The sequence below is a fragment of the Marinobacter sp. genome, assembly GCF_048269445.1.
GTDB lineage: Bacteria > Pseudomonadota > Gammaproteobacteria > Pseudomonadales > Oleiphilaceae > Marinobacter.
The window spans coordinates 348,427-370,526 of sequence record NZ_JBLXIQ010000004.1; the positions used below are offsets into that span (position 1 = coordinate 348,427).

General features: G+C 57.6%; 20 protein-coding genes. 6 read left to right on the forward strand and 14 right to left on the reverse strand.

The window, feature by feature from the left end; translation table 11 throughout:
• Positions 1-23: 23 nt before the first annotated feature.
• Positions 24-1,487, reverse strand: a complete 1,464-nt coding sequence (gene guaB / locus ACN0XM_RS10635) for an IMP dehydrogenase (RefSeq protein WP_417566910.1) — start codon at positions 1,485-1,487, stop codon at positions 24-26.
• 192 nt (positions 1,488-1,679) lie between these two features.
• On the opposite strand from guaB, the gene xseA reads away from it, so the two are divergent.
• The 3 genes from xseA (at position 1,680) to ACN0XM_RS10650 (ending at position 5,573) form a co-directional block, all read left to right on the forward strand.
• Positions 1,680-3,068, forward strand: coding sequence for an exodeoxyribonuclease VII large subunit (gene xseA / locus ACN0XM_RS10640; RefSeq protein ID WP_417566911.1), 1,389 nt, complete (start codon positions 1,680-1,682; stop codon positions 3,066-3,068).
• A 103-nt stretch (positions 3,069-3,171) separates the two neighbouring features.
• Positions 3,172-5,046 carry a propionyl-CoA synthetase gene (locus ACN0XM_RS10645; RefSeq protein WP_417566912.1) on the forward strand — a complete coding sequence of 625 codons (1,875 nt, stop codon included), beginning with the start codon at positions 3,172-3,174 and terminating at the stop codon, positions 5,044-5,046.
• Positions 5,047-5,363: 317 nt separating this feature from the next.
• The gene (locus tag ACN0XM_RS10650; RefSeq protein ID WP_099616515.1) at positions 5,364-5,573 is read left to right on the forward strand and encodes a cold-shock protein; all 210 of its coding nucleotides are present in this window, start codon (positions 5,364-5,366) and stop codon (positions 5,571-5,573) included.
• A gap of 94 nt (positions 5,574-5,667) precedes the next feature.
• Here the strand turns inward: ACN0XM_RS10650 and leuA are convergent, their stop codons facing one another.
• Positions 5,668-7,362 (reverse strand): 2-isopropylmalate synthase, encoded by a 1,695-nt coding sequence (leuA, locus tag ACN0XM_RS10655; protein WP_417566913.1) that lies wholly within the window; start codon positions 7,360-7,362, stop codon positions 5,668-5,670.
• 145 nt (positions 7,363-7,507) lie between these two features.
• Between leuA and ACN0XM_RS10660 the strand changes: the two genes are divergently transcribed.
• On the forward strand, positions 7,508-8,005 hold the full coding sequence (locus ACN0XM_RS10660) for an Lrp/AsnC family transcriptional regulator (RefSeq protein ID WP_417566914.1): 498 nt from the start codon (positions 7,508-7,510) through the stop codon (positions 8,003-8,005).
• 1 nt (position 8,006) lies between these two features.
• On the opposite strand, the gene ACN0XM_RS10665 is transcribed toward ACN0XM_RS10660, so the two are convergent.
• Positions 8,007-8,621 (reverse strand): TetR/AcrR family transcriptional regulator, encoded by a 615-nt coding sequence (locus tag ACN0XM_RS10665; RefSeq protein ID WP_417567087.1) that lies wholly within the window; start codon positions 8,619-8,621, stop codon positions 8,007-8,009.
• 127 nt (positions 8,622-8,748) lie between these two features.
• Between ACN0XM_RS10665 and ACN0XM_RS10670 the strand changes: the two genes are divergently transcribed.
• On the forward strand, positions 8,749-10,482 hold the full coding sequence (locus ACN0XM_RS10670) for a proline--tRNA ligase (RefSeq protein ID WP_417566915.1): 1,734 nt from the start codon (positions 8,749-8,751) through the stop codon (positions 10,480-10,482).
• Between the two features lie 56 nt (positions 10,483-10,538).
• Here the strand turns inward: ACN0XM_RS10670 and murB are convergent, their stop codons facing one another.
• From murB to ACN0XM_RS10715, 9 genes are all read right to left on the reverse strand, one after another.
• Positions 10,539-11,579 (reverse strand): UDP-N-acetylmuramate dehydrogenase, encoded by a 1,041-nt coding sequence (gene murB / locus ACN0XM_RS10675; protein WP_417566916.1) that lies wholly within the window; start codon positions 11,577-11,579, stop codon positions 10,539-10,541.
• On the reverse strand, positions 11,576-12,055 hold the full coding sequence (locus ACN0XM_RS10680; protein ID WP_417566917.1) for a low molecular weight protein-tyrosine-phosphatase: 480 nt from the start codon (positions 12,053-12,055) through the stop codon (positions 11,576-11,578). The genes murB and ACN0XM_RS10680 overlap by 4 nt, the downstream gene beginning before the upstream one ends.
• Positions 12,048-12,842 carry a 3-deoxy-manno-octulosonate cytidylyltransferase gene (kdsB, locus tag ACN0XM_RS10685; RefSeq protein ID WP_417566918.1) on the reverse strand — a complete coding sequence of 265 codons (795 nt, stop codon included), beginning with the start codon at positions 12,840-12,842 and terminating at the stop codon, positions 12,048-12,050. Before kdsB ends, ACN0XM_RS10680 begins: the two co-directional genes overlap by 8 nt.
• 28 nt (positions 12,843-12,870) lie before the next feature.
• The gene (locus tag ACN0XM_RS10690; protein WP_099616522.1) at positions 12,871-13,059 is read right to left on the reverse strand and encodes a Trm112 family protein; all 189 of its coding nucleotides are present in this window, start codon (positions 13,057-13,059) and stop codon (positions 12,871-12,873) included.
• 19 nt (positions 13,060-13,078) lie between these two features.
• On the reverse strand, positions 13,079-14,104 hold the full coding sequence (gene lpxK / locus ACN0XM_RS10695) for a tetraacyldisaccharide 4'-kinase (RefSeq protein WP_417566919.1): 1,026 nt from the start codon (positions 14,102-14,104) through the stop codon (positions 13,079-13,081).
• The gene (gene msbA, locus ACN0XM_RS10700) at positions 14,101-15,783 is read right to left on the reverse strand and encodes a lipid A export permease/ATP-binding protein MsbA (RefSeq protein WP_417567088.1); all 1,683 of its coding nucleotides are present in this window, start codon (positions 15,781-15,783) and stop codon (positions 14,101-14,103) included. The genes lpxK and msbA overlap by 4 nt, the downstream gene beginning before the upstream one ends.
• 92 nt (positions 15,784-15,875) lie before the next feature.
• Entirely contained in the window at positions 15,876-16,301 is a 426-nt protein-coding gene (locus tag ACN0XM_RS10705; RefSeq protein ID WP_417566920.1) for an ExbD/TolR family protein, read from the reverse strand.
• A gap of 5 nt (positions 16,302-16,306) precedes the next feature.
• Positions 16,307-16,933 carry a MotA/TolQ/ExbB proton channel family protein gene (locus tag ACN0XM_RS10710; protein ID WP_417566921.1) on the reverse strand — a complete coding sequence of 209 codons (627 nt, stop codon included), beginning with the start codon at positions 16,931-16,933 and terminating at the stop codon, positions 16,307-16,309.
• A gap of 72 nt (positions 16,934-17,005) precedes the next feature.
• A complete protein-coding gene (locus ACN0XM_RS10715) occupies positions 17,006-19,438 on the reverse strand; it encodes a DNA internalization-related competence protein ComEC/Rec2 (RefSeq protein WP_417566922.1) in 2,433 nt (810 codons plus the stop codon).
• 81 nt (positions 19,439-19,519) lie between these two features.
• Here ACN0XM_RS10715 and ACN0XM_RS10720 point away from each other — a divergent pair, with 81 nt between their 5' ends.
• Positions 19,520-20,065, forward strand: coding sequence for a DUF2062 domain-containing protein (locus ACN0XM_RS10720; protein ID WP_417566923.1), 546 nt, complete (start codon positions 19,520-19,522; stop codon positions 20,063-20,065).
• Here the strand turns inward: ACN0XM_RS10720 and lolD are convergent.
• Positions 20,053-20,742, reverse strand: coding sequence for a lipoprotein-releasing ABC transporter ATP-binding protein LolD (lolD, locus tag ACN0XM_RS10725; RefSeq protein WP_417567089.1), 690 nt, complete (start codon positions 20,740-20,742; stop codon positions 20,053-20,055). The two genes, ACN0XM_RS10720 and lolD, sit on opposite strands and share 13 nt — an antisense overlap.
• Positions 20,743-20,755: 13 nt before the next feature.
• On the reverse strand, positions 20,756-21,997 hold the full coding sequence (locus tag ACN0XM_RS10730) for a lipoprotein-releasing ABC transporter permease subunit (RefSeq protein WP_417566924.1): 1,242 nt from the start codon (positions 21,995-21,997) through the stop codon (positions 20,756-20,758).
• Positions 21,998-22,100: the final 103 nt, after the last annotated feature.

The window sequence follows — 22,100 nt, forward strand, 5'->3', positions numbered from 1 at the left end:
AGCCGCGTCTGGTATGGCGATGGTTAACCGATACGGTAATTTGGCGCTTCTTTGGTAATGGTCACATCATGAACGTGACTCTCACGCATGCCGGCGTTGGTGATGCGGACAAATTCCGGCTTGGTACGCATCTCTTCCATTGTGCCGCTCCCGGTGTAGCCCATCGCAGCACGAAGTCCGCCAATCAGCTGGTGAACAATGTTTCGCATTGGCCCCTTGCACGCGACACGGCCTTCAATGCCCTCGGGCACCAACTTTTCGATTCCCTTGCTGGCATCCTGGAAATAACGGTCGCTGGAGCCCTGCCCCATGGCGCCGATTGAGCCCATACCACGGTAGGCCTTATAGCTGCGGCCCTGAAACAGCTCGACTTCGCCTGGAGCCTCATCAGTACCCGCCAGCAGGCTGCCGATCATGACGCAATGAGCACCGGCAGCGATGGCCTTGGCGATATCACCGGAGAATCGTATGCCACCGTCGGCAATCAACGGCACACCGCGTTCCTTCAGGGCGGCCGCCACATTCGACACCGCCGAAATCTGTGGCACGCCGATCCCGGCGACTATACGGGTGGTACAGATAGAGCCGGGGCCAATACCCACCTTCACCGCGTCAGCACCTGCGTCCGCCAGAGCGATAGCCGCCTGGGACGTCGCGATGTTACCGCCAATCACCTGAACCTCCGGAAAGTTCTGTTTGACCCAGCGAACACGCTCGATCACACCCCTTGAATGACCGTGGGCGGTATCAACCACGAGTACATCCACGCCGGCCTCTGCCAGCGCGGTAATCCGCGCCTCTGTGTCTCCGCCAGTACTGACAGCGGCGCCGACACGCAACCGGCCCTGGTCATCCTTGCTGGCCAACGGGTAGTCCTTGGCCTTCTGGATGTCCTTGACGGTGATCAGTCCACGCAGCTCGAAATTGTCATTGACTACCAGAACCTTTTCAATGCGGTGGCGGTGCAGCAGTTCCTTGACATCATCAAGGCACGCCCCTTCTTTCACAGTAACCAGCTTATCCTTGGGCGTCATGATGTCCTGCACCGGGGTATCCATTCGGCTTTCGAAGCGGATGTCCCGGCCGGTGACGATGCCCAGCAAATCGCGACCATTGACCACTGGCAGGCCAGAAATATTGTTCGCCATGGTGATATCCACCAATTCGCGGACGGTGGTATTCGGTGTCACGGTGATCGGATCTTTGACCACGCCGCTTTCGAACTTCTTGACCTTCCGAACCGCTGCTGCCTGCTGCTCAACAGTCATGTTCTTGTGCATGATGCCAATTCCGCCTTCCTGGGCCATGGCGATAGCCAGATCTGCCTCAGTAACCGTGTCCATTGCAGAAGACACAAGCGGAATGTTCAGGGTAATTCCTTTGGTCAACTGGGTCTTCAGGCTGACCTCATGGGGAAGAACTTCTGAATATCCGGGAACCAGCAGAACGTCATCAAATGTGAGGGCTTCTTCGGCAATTCGCAGCATTGGGATCCGCCTTTTGAACGTGCTAAGTTGGGAATTTCCGTGCTGTACCCGCGGCGGTACAACAAAGCAAAATCCTTAATCGATCTATTATAAAGGGGCTCTCTGGGACAGTAAACCGCGCTGTTTTTAACGTGCGATTGCATCTTTTTGAAATTTCGCTATTTTTACCCTCCCACTTTTCGGCTATTGCGTATGCAAAACGATGGAGCCAGACCGGTGACACCCGCCTTTCAGGACACTCGCCCTCGGGCACTCAGCGTCAGCGAACTCAATCACCAGGCCAGGCACCTGCTGGAATCCAGCTTCATGCAGGTGTGGGTGGAAGGTGAACTGTCAGGATTTTCCCGCCCCTCCTCCGGGCATTGGTACTTTTCCCTCAAGGACCGCAAATGCCAGGTCCGTTGCGCCATGTTCCGCGGTTTGAACCAGAGAATCCGTACCTTGCCCAAAGAAGGTGACCAGGTACGCATTCGCGGCAAAGTCACGCTCTACGAGAACCGGGGCGACTTCCAGATTATCGTCGAGCATATGGAGCCGGCCGGTCTCGGCGCACTGCAGCAGGCCTTTGAAGAACTCAAGCGCAAACTGCTCGCCGAAGGCCTGTTCGATAACGCCCGGAAAAAACCGCTGCCCTCACTACCGAAGCACATTGGCGTGGTTACCTCGCCGACCGGCGCCGCCATCCACGACATCCTCACGGTACTGGCACGTCGCTGCCCGGCCATTCCGGTTACCCTGTATCCAACCGCCGTTCAGGGCAAGGCAGCAACCGCCGACATTGTCCGCGCCATTGAACGGGCCCAGACCCACGGCGTTGCCGATGTACTGATCATCGGCCGGGGAGGCGGATCGCTGGAGGACCTCTGGTGCTTCAACGAAGAAGCCGTGGCCCGGGCTATTGCCGCCTGCACCATCCCCACCGTCAGCGCGGTTGGTCACGAAGTGGATGTCACCATTGCCGACTTCGTCGCCGATCTGCGGGCCCCGACGCCCTCCGCCGCCGCCGAAAAGATCTCACCGGATCAGTCTGACTGGCTGAAGCAGCTCCGTGAACGGGAATTCCGGCTCTCCAATGCCGTGGGACTTGCCCTGAAACGCCTCGGTACCCAGCTCGCACACCTGAGCGCGCGCCTTCGGGATCCGAGGCGGGAGCTGCTTGAAAAGGCCCAGCGTATGGATGAGCTTGAGTTGAGGCTTGAAAAGGCCATCCGCCAGCGCTTGAACACGGTAAGTATCCGGAACGACCACCTGCGCCAGAGGCTGGTGATGCAATCACCTCGCCGACAGCTCTCGCAAAGCCAGGAGGCGACGAAGCGCATCACGGAGCGCCTGGTCTCGGTGATGCAACAAGGCCTCCGATATCGCCGGGAAAATCTTGAACACGCGGCCCAGACCCTCAACGTTGTAAGCCCTCTGGCGACTCTTGGCAGAGGCTACGCCATCGTTCGGGATGCGGATGGCAGGATCGTCCGGGATGCATCGGTTATCAGCGCCGGGCAGACCATTTTTGCGCGGGTTGCCAGGGGTGAGTTGACGGCAAAGGTGACGTCGGTCAAATCTTCTGAGGAAACTGGCCCATAAACGCGCCAGACTAAGCCAATGGTCTACTAGTCCATGATTTCAAACGGCCTAAAGTTGTCAAGAAACGTATTAAAACAACAACAGGCACGATGAGGTGGAATTTATGGACTACCACTCAGAGTTCCGGCGGTCGATACACAACCCGGACGACTTCTGGCGTGAACAGGCGGAAAAAATTGACTGGATCGAACCGCCGAAGACCATCTGGCAGCCGACTGACAATGGCCACGGGCAGTGGTTCCCCGACGGCACCCTGAACACCTGTGACGTGGCGCTGGATGCCAACATCCGGGCTGGCCGGGGTGATCAGAAAGCTCTGATCTACGACTCACCGGTCACCAACACCACCCGTTCCTATACCTACAGCGAACTCACCGACGAAGTGGCCCGTTTCGCGGGCGCCCTCAAGGATCGTGGCATCACCAAAGGCGACCGGGTGATCATCTACATGCCGATGATTCCTGAAGCCGTTATTGCAATGCTGGGCTGCGCACGTATCGGGGCCATTCACTCGGTGGTGTTCGGCGGTTTCGCCGCCCATGAACTGGCGGTTCGCATTGATGACGCCACACCGAAAGCGGTTATCACCGCGTCCTGCGGCATCGAAGTGAGCCGAGTCATCGAATACAAGCCCCTTGTTAACAAGGCCATCGACGAGGCGAACCACAAACCTGAAACGTGCATAGTCTACCAGCGCCCCCAGGCCACGGCCGATCTCATCCAGGGCCGTGACTTCGACTGGAATAGAGTGATGGCGGCTGCAGAACCGGCTGACCCGGTGCCCGTCAAGTCAACTGATCCTCTCTATATCCTCTATACGTCAGGCACCACCGGCAAGCCGAAAGGCGTGGTTCGGGACAATGGCGGCCATGCCGTTGCCCTGAACTACAGCATGAATCTGGTGTATGACGCGAAGCCTGGCGATGTCTATTGGGCCGCCTCGGATGTGGGCTGGGTCGTCGGCCACAGCTATATCGTTTATGCCCCGCTTTTTGCCGGCTGTACCAGCATTCTCTACGAAGGCAAACCGGTAAAAACGCCCGATGCCGGGGCATTCTGGCGAGTGGTTCAGGATCATAAGGTAGACATGCTGTTCACCGCACCGACGGCATTCCGCGCAGTTCGCAAGGAAGACCCTGAGGCGGACCAGCTGTCCCGCTACGACATCAGCTCGCTGAAGCGATTGTTCCTGGCCGGTGAACGGCTTGATCCGGCGACGTACGAATGGCTCAAAGAACATACTGGCCTGCCCGTTCTCGATCACTGGTGGCAGACCGAGACCGGCTGGGCTATTTGCTGCAATCCGGTCGGCATCGAAATGATGGCCACCAAGCCGGGCTCCGCGACTGTGCCGTCACCCGGTTACAACGTTCAGGTGGTAGACAGGAACGGCAGACAGATGCCAGCGGGCGAACAGGGGCAGATTGCCGTGAAGCTGCCTCTGCCACCTGGCTGCATGATGACAGTGTGGGGCGACGACGAACGCTTCCGAAAAACCTATCTGGAGCCCATTTCCGGATTTTACAGTTCCGGCGACGGCGGCTTCATTGATGACGATGGCTATGTATTCGTCATGGGGCGCACGGATGATGTGATCAACGTCGCCGGCCACCGCCTGTCTACCGGTGAGATGGAAGAAGTGGTGGCTTCCCACCCGGCCATTGCAGAATGCTGCGTGGTGGGGGCCCACGATGACATGAAGGGGCAGATCCCCGTCGGTCTGGTGCTGATCAAGGATGGCGCGACGATCGACCACGATGAGCTGGAAGACGAACTGGTGGAAATGGTGCGCGACAAGATCGGCGCCATTGCCTGTTTCCGCCGGGCTCTGGTGGTTGATCGCCTGCCGAAAACCCGCTCTGGCAAGATTCTGCGGCGGGTGATCCGGCAGATTGCAGATGGTGAGGAATACGCCATTCCCAGCACCATTGACGATCCGGCCATACTGGAAGAAATCAGCGAGCAATTCCGCCACTAGCGGAATTACCTGCAACCAATACCCGTCCCCGGTCAAACCGGGGACGGCGGCTTTTTATGCCCTGAACCACAAACCTTTGTTTTTACGCAGATTTAAAGCTACTTGAAAGGTTTAAAAATTTCGTTGACGCCCCCCAATCTCGGTCTATACTGAAATTGCTGTGAAAATACAGCGGTATTTGGTGAATGCGTTTCAACGTCCTGCCGAAGTGCTCTTCGTTGCCCCTTTCCTCAGTACTCTCTGGATTTCTCAGCACCGGTTCCACATGGAATTTGAAGGTCCCGTGAGGGCAAATTACAGAAAGACAGGAAAGATCAATGTCCGATACTAAAACTGGCCACGTTAAGTGGTTTAACGAGTCCAAAGGCTTTGGTTTCATCGCTCAGGACGGTGGCACTGACGTGTTTGTTCACTACAGCGCAATCAACTCAAGCGGTTTCCGTACCCTGACCGAAGGCCAGCAGGTACAGTTCACCGTGACCCAGGGCCCGAAAGGTCCCCAGGCGGAAAACGTAACCCCGGTCTGAGGGGGAACGCTCCGTCCTTTGCCCCTCACGGGCATCGGAAAAGTAACAAGCCGGCACTCGTGCCGGCTTGTGTCGTTTTAGCCACGGGCATCGCTCAAGCGCCCGCAACCTCAGCTTCCCTTGCCGGCTCCGGCATTTCGATTCCCACCGCCTGCGCTACGGCCGAGAACAGCGCCTGCAGGGTCGCGGAGGTGGTATCTTCCGCCAATGCCGCCGCACTGCAATGCTCGCCATTCGCGGTCAGCCGGATACAGGCCAGGGCATTGGCGTTGGTACCTTCGCCCAGGGCAAACTCGTCATAGGCTTCGACGGCAATCGAGATACCGAACCGGCTTTCGAGGGCTTCCGACACTGCCTCCACGGCACCCAGGCCGCGGCCGTCCAGGCGCACCGGTGCAGACTCACTGCCAACGGAGACTTCGGCGCGAACGCCCTCTTCATCCCGGTGCAGATCATAGGACCTCAATGCCCAGTCCGTATGAACCTTCAGGTAACGGTCCTCGAACAGCCGGTGAATGGTCAGTGAATCAATCTCACCACCATTGGTTTCCGCTTCTCTCTGCACCACCTTGCTGAACTCAATCTGCAGCCAGCGCGGCAGACTGATGTTGTAATCCCGCTCCAGCACATAGGCGACACCGCCCTTGCCAGACTGGCTGTTAATGCGCACAACCTCCTCGTAGCGACGGCCAACATCAAACGGATCAATGGGCAGGTAGGCCACATTCCAGGTCTCACCCTCCTTCCTGCGCGCCAGACACTTGCGAATAGCGTCCTGATGGCTGCCAGAAAAGGCGGTGAACACCAGCTCGCCGGCGTAGGGGTGTCGGGGATGGGTGGAGATTTCGGTACAGGCTTCGACAACCTCACTGATCTCTGCCATTCCGGACAGATCCAGAGTCGGATCAATACCCTGGGAATAGAGGTTCATGGCCATGGTGACCAGGTCCATGTTACCTGTACGCTCACCGTTACCCATCAGGGTACCCTCAACCCGGTCAGCACCGGCCATGACCGCAAGTTCGGCGGCTGCCACCGCGCAGCCACGGTCGTTGTGGGTGTGCACGCTGATACTGATGTGTTCCCGACGCTTGATGTTGTCGCAGATCCATTCAATCTGGTCGGCAAACACATTGGGAGTCGCCATTTCAACGGTCGCGGGGAGGTTGATGATCATCGGCTGGCCCTGGTCCGGGCGCCAGACGTCGCTCACTGCATCAATCACTTCGGCGGCAAAGTCCAGCTCGGTTCCGGTGAAACTTTCCGGGGAATACTGGAACGTCCATTCCGTTTCCGGATGGCGTGCCGCTATGTCTTTGACCACCTTCGCGCCGCTCACCGCAATGTCACGGATACCATCCCGATCCAGCCCGAATACCTGCTCCCTCTGGACGGTGGATGTGGAGTTATAGACATGCACGACGGCTTTGCGGGCGCCCGCAAGCGCTTCGTAGGTCCGCTCGATCAATTCCGGACGGGCCTGGGTCAGCACCTGGATTTTCACATCCTCGGGGATTCGGTTTTCTTCGATCAGCTTGCGGCAGAAATCAAAGTCCGGCTGACTTGCGGCCGGAAAACCGATTTCAATTTCCTTGAAGCCCAGTTTGACCAGCAAATCGAACATCCGCTGCTTCTGGGCAACTGTCATGGGCTTGACCAGCGCCTGATTGCCGTCCCGAAGGTCTACCGCACACCAGGTCGGTGCTTTCTCGATGACCTTGTCGGGCCACCGGCGATTCGTTTTGGCAACAGGTTTGAACGCAACGTATTTGCGATGATCGAAAGCCATGCGTGTGATTCCTTGCGGTTTCGGGGGTGAAATTCTCAATGCATACAGCCTAACGCGATAAGGCCGATATTTGATTGCGAAGTTTTGGTGGAAAGCGTAATTTCTAACTCATTAATTGCCAATATTTTATGAAATTTGGAATTTTATGTCGACCAATCAGAAAACCCTCATCAAAATTGACAAAATCGACCGGCGAATTCTCGAGCAGGTCCAGAACGACGGCTCTCTGACCAACCAGGAACTGGCGGAAAAGGTTGGACTATCTCCCTCGCCCTGCCTTCGCCGGGTTCGGGCCCTTGAGGATGCGGGCATAATCGTAAGGACAGTCACCGTTCTGGACCACAAAAAGCTAGGCCTGTCGCTGACGGCAATCATCCTGATTGGCATGGACCGCCACACGCCCGAGCGCTTTGCGGCCTTTGAAGAACAGGTCGCTGAGTACCCGGAAGTTCAGGAGTGCTACCTCATCACCGGTCAGGATGCCGATTACATGCTCAAGGTTGTGGTTCCGGATATGGATCACTACCACCACTTCCTGCTGAACCGGATCACCCGTATTCAGGGGGTCAGCGGGGTGCATTCAAGCTTTGTGCTTCGACGGGTGATAGACAGTACCGCCCTGCCCCTGGGCTACCTGTCCTGAATCAGGACACCAGCTCGCGAACATAGGCTCGGGCCATGCACTTGAGCTCTTCCACCAACTGCCGGGCCTGATCTTCGGGCAGGGTCACGGCCAGGCGTAAAATGGTCCCGGCAGCCCTCGGTAAAAGCAGGCTTGCGGTCCAGCGTCGGTCATCTGGAATCTGCGGGCACTGCTCTTTCAGGCGCGCGTCCAGATCCTTGGCGTTGCTGTAAAGCTCTCTCAGGTCCAGGTCCCGCAGTTCCGGCATGGCCTCCACCCCGCTCCAGATCGCCGAGTAGGCCGGTTCGGTGCGGTAGAACTTGTAAAACTCGTCAATCAGAACGTCCACCGCGTCGATCAGGCCCAGCTGCTGAAGCCGCTCCCGAAGGGCCCGTTCCATCTTCTCCACATGCTGTTCAGCGATGGCATGAACGATCGCCGCCTTGTTGGGGAAATACCGGTACAGGGAGGCCAGGGACATGCCCGACTGGCGGGCAATGGCAGACATGCTGGCGGCATCCACGCCCACCTCGTGAAAAATCGCAGCAGCGTGACTGAGAATGGTATCGACCCGTTCGCGGCTGCGAGCCTGGACCGGCCGTCGCCGCGGTGCAACATCAATAGATTCGACTGTCATCATCTGTACCTTGTGCAGCAGGCTCCGTACAATAAAGGCCACTTTACGACAAATAAAGGCTACGGCGGGCCAACCGCCGACTGTCCATTAGTCTAACACTTCAGATTTCTGACAAACGGAAGAAACGATGCGAGCAAGCCGTTACCTGATTGCCACCCAGAAAGAGACCCCCGCCGACGCAGAAATCATCAGCCATCAGCTGATGTTGCGTGCCGGCATGATCCGCAAACTGGCTGCCGGGTTATACACCTGGCTGCCGATGGGGCTGCGGACCCTGCGCAAGGTTGAACGGATTGTTCGTGAAGAGATGGACAAGAGCGGTGCCCAGGAAGTGCTGATGCCGGCTGTTCAGCCCGCAGAACTGTGGCAGGAATCCGGCCGCTGGACCCAGTACGGCGGCGAACTGCTGCGGATGAAGGACCGTCACGGCCGGGAATTCTGTTTTGGTCCGACCCATGAAGAGGTCATTACTGACCTCGTCCGCAACGAGCTCAGCAGCTACAAGGAACTACCGGCCAACTTCTATCAGATCCAGACCAAATTCCGGGATGAGCGCCGCCCCCGGTTCGGCGTAATGCGTGCCCGGGAATTCATCATGAAAGACGCCTATTCTTTCCATATTAACGCCGAATCGCTGGAAGAGACGTACCAGCTCATGCATCGCACCTACTGCGCGATCTTCGACCGCCTGGGGCTGGATTACCGCCCTGTACAGGCAGACTCGGGCGCCATTGGCGGCAGCGCCTCCCATGAATTCCACGTGCTTGCCTCTTCCGGTGAGGACGACATCGTCTTCAGCACCGATAGCGACTACGCTGCCAACATTGAAAAGGCAGAAGCTCTGGCACCCGCCGGCGAGCGCCCTGCACCTGCAGAAGAAATGAAAGAAATTGCCACTCCGGATCAGAGAACCATTGAGGCCATCTCTGCCCTCCTGGATATTGATGCCACACGCACCGTCAAGACACTTCTGGTCAAGGCTGAAGCTGACAAAGAAGGTCACTCAGGACTGGTGGCACTGATTCTCCGGGGAGACCACTCTCTGAACGAGATCAAGGCCGAGAATCTTTCAGGTGTTGCCGAGCCTCTCACCATGGCCACAGACGAGGAAATTGAACAGGCCATCGGCTGCAAAGCCGGCTCCATTGGCCCGGTCAAACTGAACGTGCCAGTGATTGTTGATCGCAGTGCCGCTCACCTGGCGGACTTTGTCTGTGGTGCTAACCGGGACGGTTTCCACCTGACCGGCGTAAACTGGGAAAGAGACACTCCGCTGGGCCGCGTGGAAGACCTCCGCAATGTCGTCGAAGGCGACCCAAGCCCGGACGGCAAGGGCACCCTGGAGATCCGCAGGGGCATTGAGGTCGGCCACATTTTCAAGCTAGGCAACAAATACAGCACGGCCATGAACGCCACGGTTCTTGATGAGAACGGCAAGAGCGTGATCATGGACATGGGTTGCTACGGTGTCGGTGTATCCCGGATCGTCGCCGCTTCCATTGAACAGAACCACGACGCCAAGGGCATCATCTGGCCAGATGCCATTGCCCCGTTCCAGGTTGCCATCGTCACGCTCAATGCCCACAAATCACCCACCGTGGCCGAAGCCGGTGAGAAATTGTATGAACAGCTGCGCCAGGCGGGTTACGACGTACTGCTGGATGACCGGAACGAACGCCCGGGTGTGAAATTTGCCGATATGGAACTGATCGGTATTCCGCACCGGTTCGTGGTTTCAGAACGAGGCCTTGCCGCGGGCACCCTTGAATACAAGGGCCGTAGGGATGAGGAAAAACAGGATATTCCGGTGGCTGAGGCGCTGTCTTTCCTGGTGAATGCTTCGCCTCGTAAAGGGCTTTAATCAAAGCCCGCCAGGCGGCGGACTGACACTCTGGCGGCGCTCCTAATCCGTTTCCATCAGGGGCTCTCGGACCCGGCAACAATGCCGGGCTCCATTTCCAGAATAACGCCGAACCGCGTCTCAACAGATCTCCGGATCTCCTCTGCCAGTGCCAGAATGTCACTCCCTCTCCCGCCGGAGTGATTGATCAGAACCAGCGCCTGACGGTTGTGAACACCCACCCGGGCGTTCCGGAAACCTTTCCAACCACACTGGTCAATCAGCCAGGCCGCCGCCAGTTTAACGCCGTGCTCCTGAGGATAACCGACAATATCCGGGTGGCGGGTTCTGAGTGCTTCGAACTGCACCGTATCCACCACCGGATTCTTGAAGAAGCTGCCTGCGTTGGGAATGATGGCCGGGTCTGGAAGCTTTCGCCTCCGGATTGCCATAACTGCCTCGGCTACATCCAGGGGGTCCAGCTCAGATTCCGGGGTATCGCCCAGGTATTCCCGAAGATCTCGATATCCGAGCGTCAGCGGCTTGTTACGAGACAGACTCAGACGGATTTCGGTAATCACGAAACGGCCGGGGGTGTGCTTGAACAGGCTATCGCGATAGGCGAAACGACACTCGGCGTTGTCGAGAGTAACCAGCTCACCGGTGATGCGATCCAGTGCCCTTACCGATTCCAGACAGTCGCACAGTTCAACCCCATAGGCGCCGATATTCTGGACCGGGGCAGCACCTGCCGTTCCCGGAATCAGCGCCAGGTTTTCTATACCGCGATAACCGGCTCTGGCAGCATACAGGACTGCTTCGTGCCAGTTTTCTCCGGCTCCCAGAACCAGCGTGGCCCGATGATCAACCACCCGCTCCCAGCGGCGCGCCCGAATGGCCATACGAATAACCAGCCCTTGGAAATCACGGGCAAACACCAGATTGCTTCCACCGCCGAGAATCAGGGGCTCATGATGTCTACTTGCTACCCAGTCCAAAGCCGTGGCCAATTCGGCGGCACTTTCAACCTCCACATAAAAACGGGCCCGGGCAGCCACATGAAGCGTGTTCAGCGCCTCAAGCTCGACGTTCTCTCGGATCTCCGGCTTCTGTTTCAAGCCAGACGCCTCCGGATATCGGCCAGCAATCCCTCTCCGGCTTCATGAATCAGATCCAGAACCACCTCAAAGCCGTCTGCGCCACCATAATAGGGATCCGGCACTTCATCCTGTAACGAGCTACCATACTCCAGGAACAACACCGGCCGGGTTCCACCGTTCTGGTGCCAGACATCCTTGATATCCGCTAGATTCTGGTGGTCCATTACCAGCACGTAGTCGAAACGGTCCAGATCCTCGGGGCTGAACTGGCGCGCCCGCAAGCCGCTGATATCAATGCCACGCCGTCGCGCCGCTTCCTGGGCCCGGGCGTCCGGGCTTTTTCCAATGTGCCAGTGGCCAGTACCGCAGGAATCGATGTCTATCTGGTCAGCCAGGCCCGCCTGCTCAACCAGGGTACGAAAGACGCCCTCGGCACTGGGAGAGCGACAGATATTGCCCAGACAAACAAATAGTACCCTCACCGGATCAGCCATTGTCGTTGCTCCTCCTTGCCAGCCATTGCCTCAACCGTTGCAGATCGCTCTCGGTGTCCACGCCGGCGGGCGGTTTCACCGACGCCACATCCACGTGGATCCTGGCGCCGTTATACAGAGCTCGCAGTTGTTCAAGCGACTCGGCCATCTCCGTGGGCGCAGGCGCCCAATTGACAAACTGCCCCAGTACCGAGACCCGATAACCGTAGATGCCGATGTGCCGGAAATAACCGATATTATCAGGCATGGAAACGTCGATACCGGTTAACGGTGTACCATCCTGCCAATGGTCCCGGGCCCAGGGGATGGGCGCGCGGCTGAAATAATGGGCCATGCCCTGACGATCAAACACCACCTTCACGACGTTGGGATTAAAAACCTGCTCCGGGTCGTGGATCCGCTCACACAGGGTCGCAATTGCGGCTTCCGGGTAGAGCTCCAGATTGTCCGCCACCTGGTTGATCAGTTCCGGCGGAATCAGGGGCTCATCGCCCTGCACGTTAACGACACGATGGTCCGGCTCAAAACCGAGCTCCCGTGCTACTTCTTCCAGCCGGTCGGTACCGCTGGCATGGTTTGGCGATGTCATGACCACTTCAGCACCGAAGTCCTCGCAGACGCTCCGGATACGCTCATCATCGGTGGCGACAACAACCCGATCTGCCCGGCTTTCGCCGGCACGCTCACAGACATGCTGAATCATGGGCTTTCCGGCGACATCCGCCAGCGGCTTCCCGGGAAGGCGGGTAGAGGCATATCGGGCCGGAATCACAACGGTAAAAGACATGATGTAGCTATCCTGATGACCTTTGACTTTAACGCTTGTGCAGGCGCTCGTCGGTAGAGAGAGTTCGGGCCTCACTGGCCAGCATCACCGGAATCCCCTCCCGGATCGGAAAGGCCATGGCATCCTGATAGCAGACCAGCTCGGTTCGGGCATCATTAAGTTTCAGATCTCCCTTGCAGACCGGACAGGCCAGCATCGCCAACAATTTTTTATCCATGGTGCTTACTCACTCGATATCAAGAAGTTAACTGTTCGGAGCACTGGCGAACCCGTGCCAATAGAGCGTCCCTGAACCGGTCAGGCAACCTCGCCTCGACCGTCAGGCTCCAGGCGTTGTCAGGCGCAAAGTCACGGCATTTCACCGCGTCTTTCGCAGTCATTACGATCAGCTCATTCTCGCCGACATTTAGGTCGGCAGCGCGAAAGCGGTGATGATCCGGAAAAGCTGCCTCGTTAACCACAGCGCCCAGTGCCCTGAGTGTATCGAAAAAGCGGGACGGATTGCCGATTCCCGCCACAGCCCTTACGCGCTTACCTTTCAGGTCAGAGATAGGGCGGGATTTTCCAGTCCTGACATCAACCAGGGCTCCGGGCTCGAGTACCATCGAATAAATCTCCGGGTGCTCTATACCGGCAAAAGTCTCAATGGCCTGGTCGGAATACTCTGCTCCGTTAACAATAACAAAATCCACGGAGGCGAGCCGGGAGATCGGTTCCCGCAATGGTCCGACCGGAATCAGGGCACCGTTGCCAATTCCCCGTTTGCCATCGAACACCGCCAGCTCTAGATCCCGGGGTAACTTATAGTGCTGGAGACCGTCATCGCAGACCAGCAAGTTTCCAAGATTTTCTCCCAGGGCAAAGTCCGCCGCACGCCGGCGCTGGGGGTCCACAACAACCGGGCACCCGGTGCTGATAGCCAGCATTACAGGTTCGTCACCGGCCTCCATGGGACTGGTCCCGGCGTTCACTTCCAGGGGGTAGTTAGCAGCCTTGCCGCCATAGCCGCGACTGAGAATTACCGGGCGCCACCCGTCTCGGACCAGTTCAGAAACCAGCCAGGCCGTCAGGGGCGATTTCCCGGTACCACCTGCGGTGATGTTGCCGACAACCACAACCGGAACCGGCAGCGAGGCATCACGGGCCGCCCACGCAGAGCGGCGGCGGGCTTCCGATAGGTTGCGGTATAGCCAGGAAAGAGGTGCAAGAAACCCCAGAGGACGATTTCTGCCATACCAGAGACGATCTACCAACGAGCTCATGACTGCTCGCTGAACTGCATCTGGTGCAATTGAGCGTAGGCGCCACCAGTGGCAAGAAGTTCCTCATGACGGCCAGATTCAGCAATACGGCCGTTTTCCATCACAAGAATCCGGTCTGCCTTTTCGATGGTGGACAGTCGGTGAGCGATAACCAGGGTGGTACGTCCCCGCATCACAGTTTCAAGTGCGTCCTGGATGTGGCGTTCGGATTCCGTATCCAGCGCAGAGGTGGCCTCATCCAGGATCAGAACAGGCGCATTTTTGAGCAATGCCCGGGCAATGGCGAGCCTCTGGCGCTGGCCGCCGGAAAGCATCACACCGTTATCACCGATCATGGTGTCCAGGCCTTCGGGCATCCGGTCAATGAACTCAAGAGCATGGGCCTTGGCCGCCGCTTCACGAATTTCCTCGCGACTACACTGCCGAAGGGCGCCATAGCCGATATTGGCGGCAATGGTGTCATTGAAGAGCACCACGCTTTGGGTGACCAGCGCTATCTGGGCCCGCAAGGCCTTCAGCGAGAACTCCCGCAGCGAATGACCGTCAATTCGGATATCACCACCGGTAAATTCATAGAACCTCGGCAACAGACTCACCAGGGTGGATTTGCCGCTTCCGGAGCGGCCGACCAGCGCGACGCTCTGCCCCGCAGGAATCTTCAGTGAAATACCTTCCAGTACATTGTCGAGCTGGTCGCGATAGCGAAAAGACACATCATCAAATTCAATCTCACCTTCGACTCGGTTCGGAGAATAGGAACCCGGGTCCTGCTCCGGTGGCTCATCAATCGTTTCGAACACATCGTAAGCCGCTGCCACACCTTTCTGTATCTTGGCGTGGACAGACGTCACCTGCCGGATGGGTTTGGCCATGGTGGTGGCTGCCGTGATGAAAGCCACAAGCTGACCGGTTGTCATTTCACCCCGGATTTCCGGGGCCAGCATCATCCAGACCAGCCCGGCAATGGCGATGGCCACCAAAACCTGTATGACCGGAATACTGATCGCCTGGGTCGAGGCCATCTTGAGACTTTGTTTGAGGTTTTTATTATTAACCTCTTGGAAACGCTCGCGCTCGTAGTCTTCACCGCCAAAAGTTCGAACGACCCGGTATCCGGAAATAGACTCCGACGCCACATGGGTGATGTCGCCCATGGAACCCTGAATACGCTGACTGATCTTGCGAAAACGCTTGCTGGCATAGCTCACCACCGCGCCAATAAGCGGGCCGACGGCCAGGAAAATCAGCGTGAGTTTCCAGTTGGTGTAAAACATATAGCCCAGCAGGCCGATGATAGTCAGGCCTTCACGGAGGGTGATGGTCACCGCGTTGGTGGTGGCCTCCGCTACCTGCTCCACGTTAAAGGTAAGTTTGGATACCAGGCGCCCGGCCGCGTTGTCATCAAAGTACCGGGAAGGCAGTGTCATCAGGCGATTGAACACATCATTGCGCAGCGCATTGATCACTTGGCGGCCAACATAGCTGATGAAATACTGGCTCAGAAAAGTGCCGAGCCCCCTGAACGAAAAAACCCCGACGATGACCAGGGTAAGCATCAGGCGGTTCTGTTCGGTGGGGTTCTCAATGGCCGCAATCACGTATTCCATAGCAGCAGCCATACCGGTTGATGCCGCGGCGTAGATAATGTTGCCGAGCACCGCCAGAGAGAACGCCAGCATGAAAGGTCTCACGTAGGCCAGCAGACGTTTGTAGGTTTCCCAGCTCCCGGCCGGCGTCACTGCAGATGGATCAGGCAAAGGCTCGGTTACCCTCACTGACTTTCAGCCTCCCGCTCTGTGGTAATGCTCAGCTTGGCAAACCCGAGGCGGCCGGCGACGTCCATGGCACGAACCACAAATTCGTGGGGGGTGCGGGCATCTGCCGTGATAATAAACGGCATCGAGCTGTCACCTTCAGCCAGCTCACGCACACCTCGCTCGAGAGTTTCACGGCGGTTATTGACCAACGTGCGGTCATTCAGGATGTACTGCCCTTCGGCATTGATTACCACGTCAATCTGCTTCACCTCCGAGGCCTCTGCGGGTTCGCCGCTTGCCTCCGGCAGTTCCACCTGCAGGTGGCTCTCCCGGGTAAAGGTTGTGGAAACCATAAAGAAAATAAGCAGCAGGAACACCACATCGATCAGTGGTGTCAGGTCAACCCCGACTTCCTGGCTTCTCTGGCGCTTGAACTTCACGGTGTTCAGGCTCCTTCCACGTCGATTTCGCGGTCTCCGTGCACAACCTCAACCAGCTTGATGGCTTCCTGCTCCATGCCGACCACCAGCTCATCTACCCTGCGGATAAAGTAGCGGTGACAGATCAACGCCGGGATGGCCACGCTCAGGCCGGCGGCCGTGGTAATCAGCGCCTCGGAAATACCACCGGCCAGGTTGCCGGCGTTGCCGACACCGGCAAGCTGAATCTCGGCAAACACCTTGATCATACCGATGACCGTGCCCAGAAGCCCAAGCAGAGGTGCGATGGTGGCCACGGTGCCCAGCGGATTCAGAAAGCGCTCCAGATCATGGATCACCTGACTGGCCTCGTGTTCAATACTCTCTTTCATGATTTCGCGGCCATGCTTGGCATTGATCAGGCCGCCGGCCAGAATCCGACCCAGGGGAGAGGATCCCTGCAGGGCTTTCAGCTTCCTGCCATTCAGTTCTTTTTTCTTGATCCAGCGCCACAATTCGTTAATGGTCTGCGGCGGTGCAACTCTGGTAGGACGAAGCGTCCAGAAACGTTCCAGGATGATGGCAAGCGCCAGAATGGAACACGCGACAATTGGCACCATCAGAATGCCACCGGCTTTCAACAGCTCGAACACGCTTGGTCTCCCTGATTGTTTGCAAGCCGCGCTACTTTAGCATAGCTACCCGTGGAGGCCACACCTGGAATGTCACGGTATTTTACATTGGTCACGGGTCAGCCCCGGGCCGCTGATCCAGAACGGCCCCTCATTCCTCATTTCCTTTAATGCCAACCGGTTATCGGTGATGGTCATCAATACGCTGCCCGAACAGGCGGTGTTCAGCGAGGCGGCACCTGAACGCCTGTAACGGGCGGTGACCGTTGGGTGAGGATGACCGTAACGGTGTCGGTATCCGGCGGCGTAGATTACCCAGTCAGGATCAAGCTCCTGAACCCACGCTTCGGAAGAGGATGTTTTGCTACCGTGATGGGGAGCGAGGACCACTCGACTACCCGAACGACGCAACGTCCCGCTGGCAGAAAGATAGGCCAGGTACTGGGATTCCATGCGGCTGGTGATATCGCCGGGCAGTATCCATTCGGTACCCGATTCGGAATGATAGATCCGGATTACACAGGACGCATCGTTGCCTTCAGAAGCACCCTGCCCCTGCCAGTGGTCGATGGTCAGATCGCCAAGGGTCTCGGTTTCCTGATCACAGGGTGCGGTGGGCACATCGGGAATTCGACTTCTCATTACGTCAATTTCACCGGCCACAACACGGCCAATTTCGATCTGCTCCGCGAGCTCTGATACGCCGCCGGCATGATCATTGTCGGCATGGCTCAAAACCAGGGTGTCGATTCGCTGGACGCCCTCCGCCTTAAGATTTGGCAACAGCGTTGATTCAACGGCTGAGAAAATCCCGGGCACAGCCGGTCCTGTGTCGTAGACAAGGACCTGCCGGCCATGACGAACAAGCACAGACAAACCCTGCCCGACATCCCAGACCCGGATTTCCGGCTGAGCCACGCGTGGATTCTGCGGTACCGACGAAGGAGAAAATCCCAGCCACACAAGTGCCGAGACGACCGCCACCAGCCGAAACCCGGTGAATGGCGCAAACACCATGAAGACCAACAGCATCGACAAGGCCACGATTTCCTCGGCGCTGGCAGAAATTTGGGGCAACTGCCATCGGGCAAGCCAGCTCAGGAAACGCCAGAGCAGATCCAGAACCAGGTCAAAGGCGGGTCCTAAGATGTTCGCCGCATCCGGAAGAACGCCGGTAATCAAACCGCCCGCAATTAGAAGAGGCATAACCACCAGGGACACCCAGGGGATGGAAATCAGGTTTGCCACTAGCCCCACCAGAGGCTGGCCCTGCCCGAAGGCTTCGAGAACTGGCCATAAACCGGCAAATACCGAGATCTGGGCAACCAACAGGCTACCCAGCCAGCCGGCTCCTGTCAGCCGCGCTGAGAACACGGCGATGAGTACCGCAACGGCAGCAAACGATAACCAGAACCCCTGGTCCAGGGGTGCGAAAGGGTCCAGCAGCAACACCACCGCCAGAGCAACCAGAAACGGTTGCCAGGCCGGAGACTGCCGCGCCAAAAGAAGCAACCAGCCGCCCGCGATCACCATTACCAGTGCCCGTCGGGTGGGCACGGTAAAACCGGCCGCGAGCGCGTAGGCGAGGCAACAGACCACCACCGAAACAAAGACAATGCGGCGGCCCTTGCGCTCGTTCACGCATCGGGCCGGCCAGGTCAGCAAGAGGCGCCGACACAAAAAACCGACTCCAAGAGCAACCAACCCCAGATGCAAACCTGAGATCGCGACCAGATGAATGGTTCCCGTTGCTTTCAGAACGTCCCAGTGCTTCTGTGTCATGAACCCGCGATGACCGATCAACAGCGAGGAAACCAGTGCGAAGTGCTCGGTACCGCCGAACCGGTTCCGCACCCAGTCGCCCAGTGACCGGTGCGCACTGCGATACTGGCAATGCAGGGAGCACTTCACGGTTGGATCCGACTGAACACTGCGAACGCTTCCAGTGGCCCGGTACCCTTTCCGGAACAACCAGTCTTCATACCGGAAGCCTACCGGATTGAGGTTTCCATGTGGCCTTTTGAGCTTGACCTCCAGGCGCAAACGGTCGCCCGGCAACCCCTCTGCTGCATGACCATACCAGGCCAATCGAAGCAACTCGGGTGGGCGCGTGCCCGGAACGTTAACGGGGGGAAGGTTATGCCAACGGGTAACACAGAAACTGAAACGCAAACTGTCGAAACTCCCGGGTGACGGAATATCACACAGGTAACCGGATACCGACAGACGTTTCCCTTCGGCTTCCGGCGGCAACACTTCTGAAAGCCGGCTCCGGGCATGCCATGCTGCCCAGGAAAGCCCCACCAACAAGCCAAGTGCCAGCACTGTCAACTGGCGGGTCACCGCAGACTTTGTACGGCAAAGGGCCAGAAAAAGCAGAAGTCCGGACACAGCCAGCCATTCTGGAGGTGGCAGTATCGACAGCCAATACAGTAAGATAACGCCACAAGAGAAGGCGATAACGCCCAGGGCTGCGGCCCCGCGCCTTCCTGGCGGGTACGGCGAGCGATTCAGACTTCCGGACAATCCTTGTCCTCCTGTATGTCACATTCACCGGCGACATCCGATGTGCCGGGATTTTAACTCCGTCTAAAGGCAGAACTTCCAATGCCGAAGAAGTTCATGAAACGCTATCTGCCCTCACCAGAGAAGGTGCAAGCGATGCAGTCGCTGAGCTTTCTGGGCGATATCCTTCACGAACCCAATCTCTGGCATATCAATCGCCACAGTGTCGCCCGCGCCTTTCTCGTCGGCATCTGGTTCTGCTTCATACCCATGCCCTTCCAGATGCTTGCCGCGGCATTTTTTGCGATCTGGTTCAATGCCAATCTGCCGCTATCAGTTGTCCTGGTCTGGATCAGCAATCCAGTTACCATGCCGCCGATTTTCTATTTCAATTATAAAGTCGGGGCCTGGGTCTTGAGCCGTCCGGTTCTCAGTTTCGAGTTTCAGTTGTCATGGTCCTGGATCAGTGAACGGCTCATGGACATCGGCATCCCCCTGTATCTCGGGTCCCTCATCGTTGCCACCGTGTCAGCCTGCGTCGCTTACCTGATCATCCAGTTTCTGTGGCGCCGGAAAATTCGCACAGACTGGCAGGTGCGGCGGTCCAATCGCCGGAAGCGTCGCCGGGCGGCCGATCAGGCTTCCTGAATAAGCCGGCCCTGTTCAAGCCGTAATACCCGCCCCAGACTCCGGGCCATTTTCATATCATGAGTCACCATGACAAAGGCAATACCCAACTGATCCCGTAGCGATTCAATCAGCGACCGGACCCCTTCTCCCGTATGCTCATCAAGATTGCCCGTTGGTTCATCCATCAGTACGCAATCCGGCTCGTTAACGAGCGCCCGGGCGATGGCAACCCGCTGGCGCTCACCGCCCGACAGTTCTCCAGGCTTATGGCTCAGGCGTTCTGCGAGGCCAACCCGGCTCAATATCGATTCCGCTTTGTTTCGGGCATCCCCGACCGACATACCACCCAGTACGCAGGGCATCATGACGTTTTCCAGTGCCGAGAATTCCGGTAGCAAGTGATGAAACTGGTACACAAACCCAAGGTAACGGTTACGGAACCTTGCGCGGCCGGCCTCGGAAAGCCGGTGGATGTCCTTGCCACAGATGGAAATCTGGCCCGATGACGGCTTGTCCAACCCGCCGAGCAGGTTGAGCAGGGTGGTTTTACCGGCGCCACTGCTCCCTACAATGGCTACCGTTTCTCCGGGTGACACTTCCAGGGAAATATCCGAAAAAATTGTCAGCTTTTCGGGACCCTCACTGTAGGTGCGGGTCACCTGCCGACAGTCAATCACCAGGGGGGAATCCGCCATAACCGAATGTTCCTTACTCATAGCGAAGCGCCTCCGCGGGATCCACTCTCGAAGCCCGCCAGGCCGGGTAGATGGTCGCCAGAAGACTCATGGCAAGGCCGGCTCCGCTGATTATGAAAACGTCCTGCCACTGCAGCTGCGAAGGCAGGTAACTGATGAAATAGACGTCGGCACTGAGAAACTTGTGCCCCAATGCGCCTTCAAGCCAGGAAATGAAGGCACTGATATTGAGCGCACCAAACACACCCAGTGAGGTGCCTATGACCGTGCCGAAGATACCAATCACTGCACCCTGAACGATAAAAATTCGCATGATCCGGGCCGGGGTCGCCCCCATGGTTCTGAGAATAGCAATATCACCGGTTTTGTCGGTGACAACCATCACCAGCGTGGACACGATGTTGAACGCAGCCACGGCGACAATAAACATAAGCAGCAGACCGATCATGGTTTTCTCCATGCGGATCGCCTGGAACAGATTGCCGTGGGTTCGGGTCCAGTCCGAAACGTAGTAACGCCCCGGAAGCTTCTTCGCGACCTCTTCAGCCACCCGGGGGGCCGCAAACAGGTCATCCACCAGCAAGCGGATTCCTTCCGCCTTGCCGCCGGTACGCAGAAGTTTCGAGGCATCGTCCATATGGATCAGGGTGTAATTACCATCCAGCTCGGCTCCGACACTGAACACACCCTTTACGGTAAATCGCTTGAGCCTCGGCAGAACACCGGCAGGTGTCACGGAGGCCTCGGGTAGCACCACGGTTACTTTGTCACCCAACTGGAGTCGCAGACTGGCCGCCATCAGCCGACCGACGATAATTCCGAACTCACCGGACACCAGATCATCAAGCCGTCCCTCGATCATGTGATTTTCGATGATGGAGACGGTTCGCTCTTCCTCCGGAAGAATGCCATTCAGCACCACGCCGCGGACATTTCCACCGCCGGTAACCATGCCCTGCCCCTGAATAAACGGAGCCGCTGCCAGCACGCGAGGATGTTCCTCGACCTGCGCGTCCAGGGTTTGCCAGTCATCCAGCGGGCCTGTGCCCTGAATCGTGGCGTGGGGCACCATGCCGAGAATTCTCTGCTTCAGCTCCCGGTCAAAGCCATTCATCACCGAAAGAACGATAATCAGAACCGCCACACCCAGCATCAACCCAATCATCGACGTCAGGGAGATAAAGGAAATGAAGTGATTCCGGCGCTTGGCCGCCGTGTACCGCAAGCCTATATAAAATGATAAGGGTCTGAACATGGAGAGGAGCCTGTTGCTACCTTCAGGTCTATCGTGGTCTGGCTTTCCCTGATGCTTCCAGCACAGAGGGAAACTGCTAAACTATTCTGTATCAATAAAAATT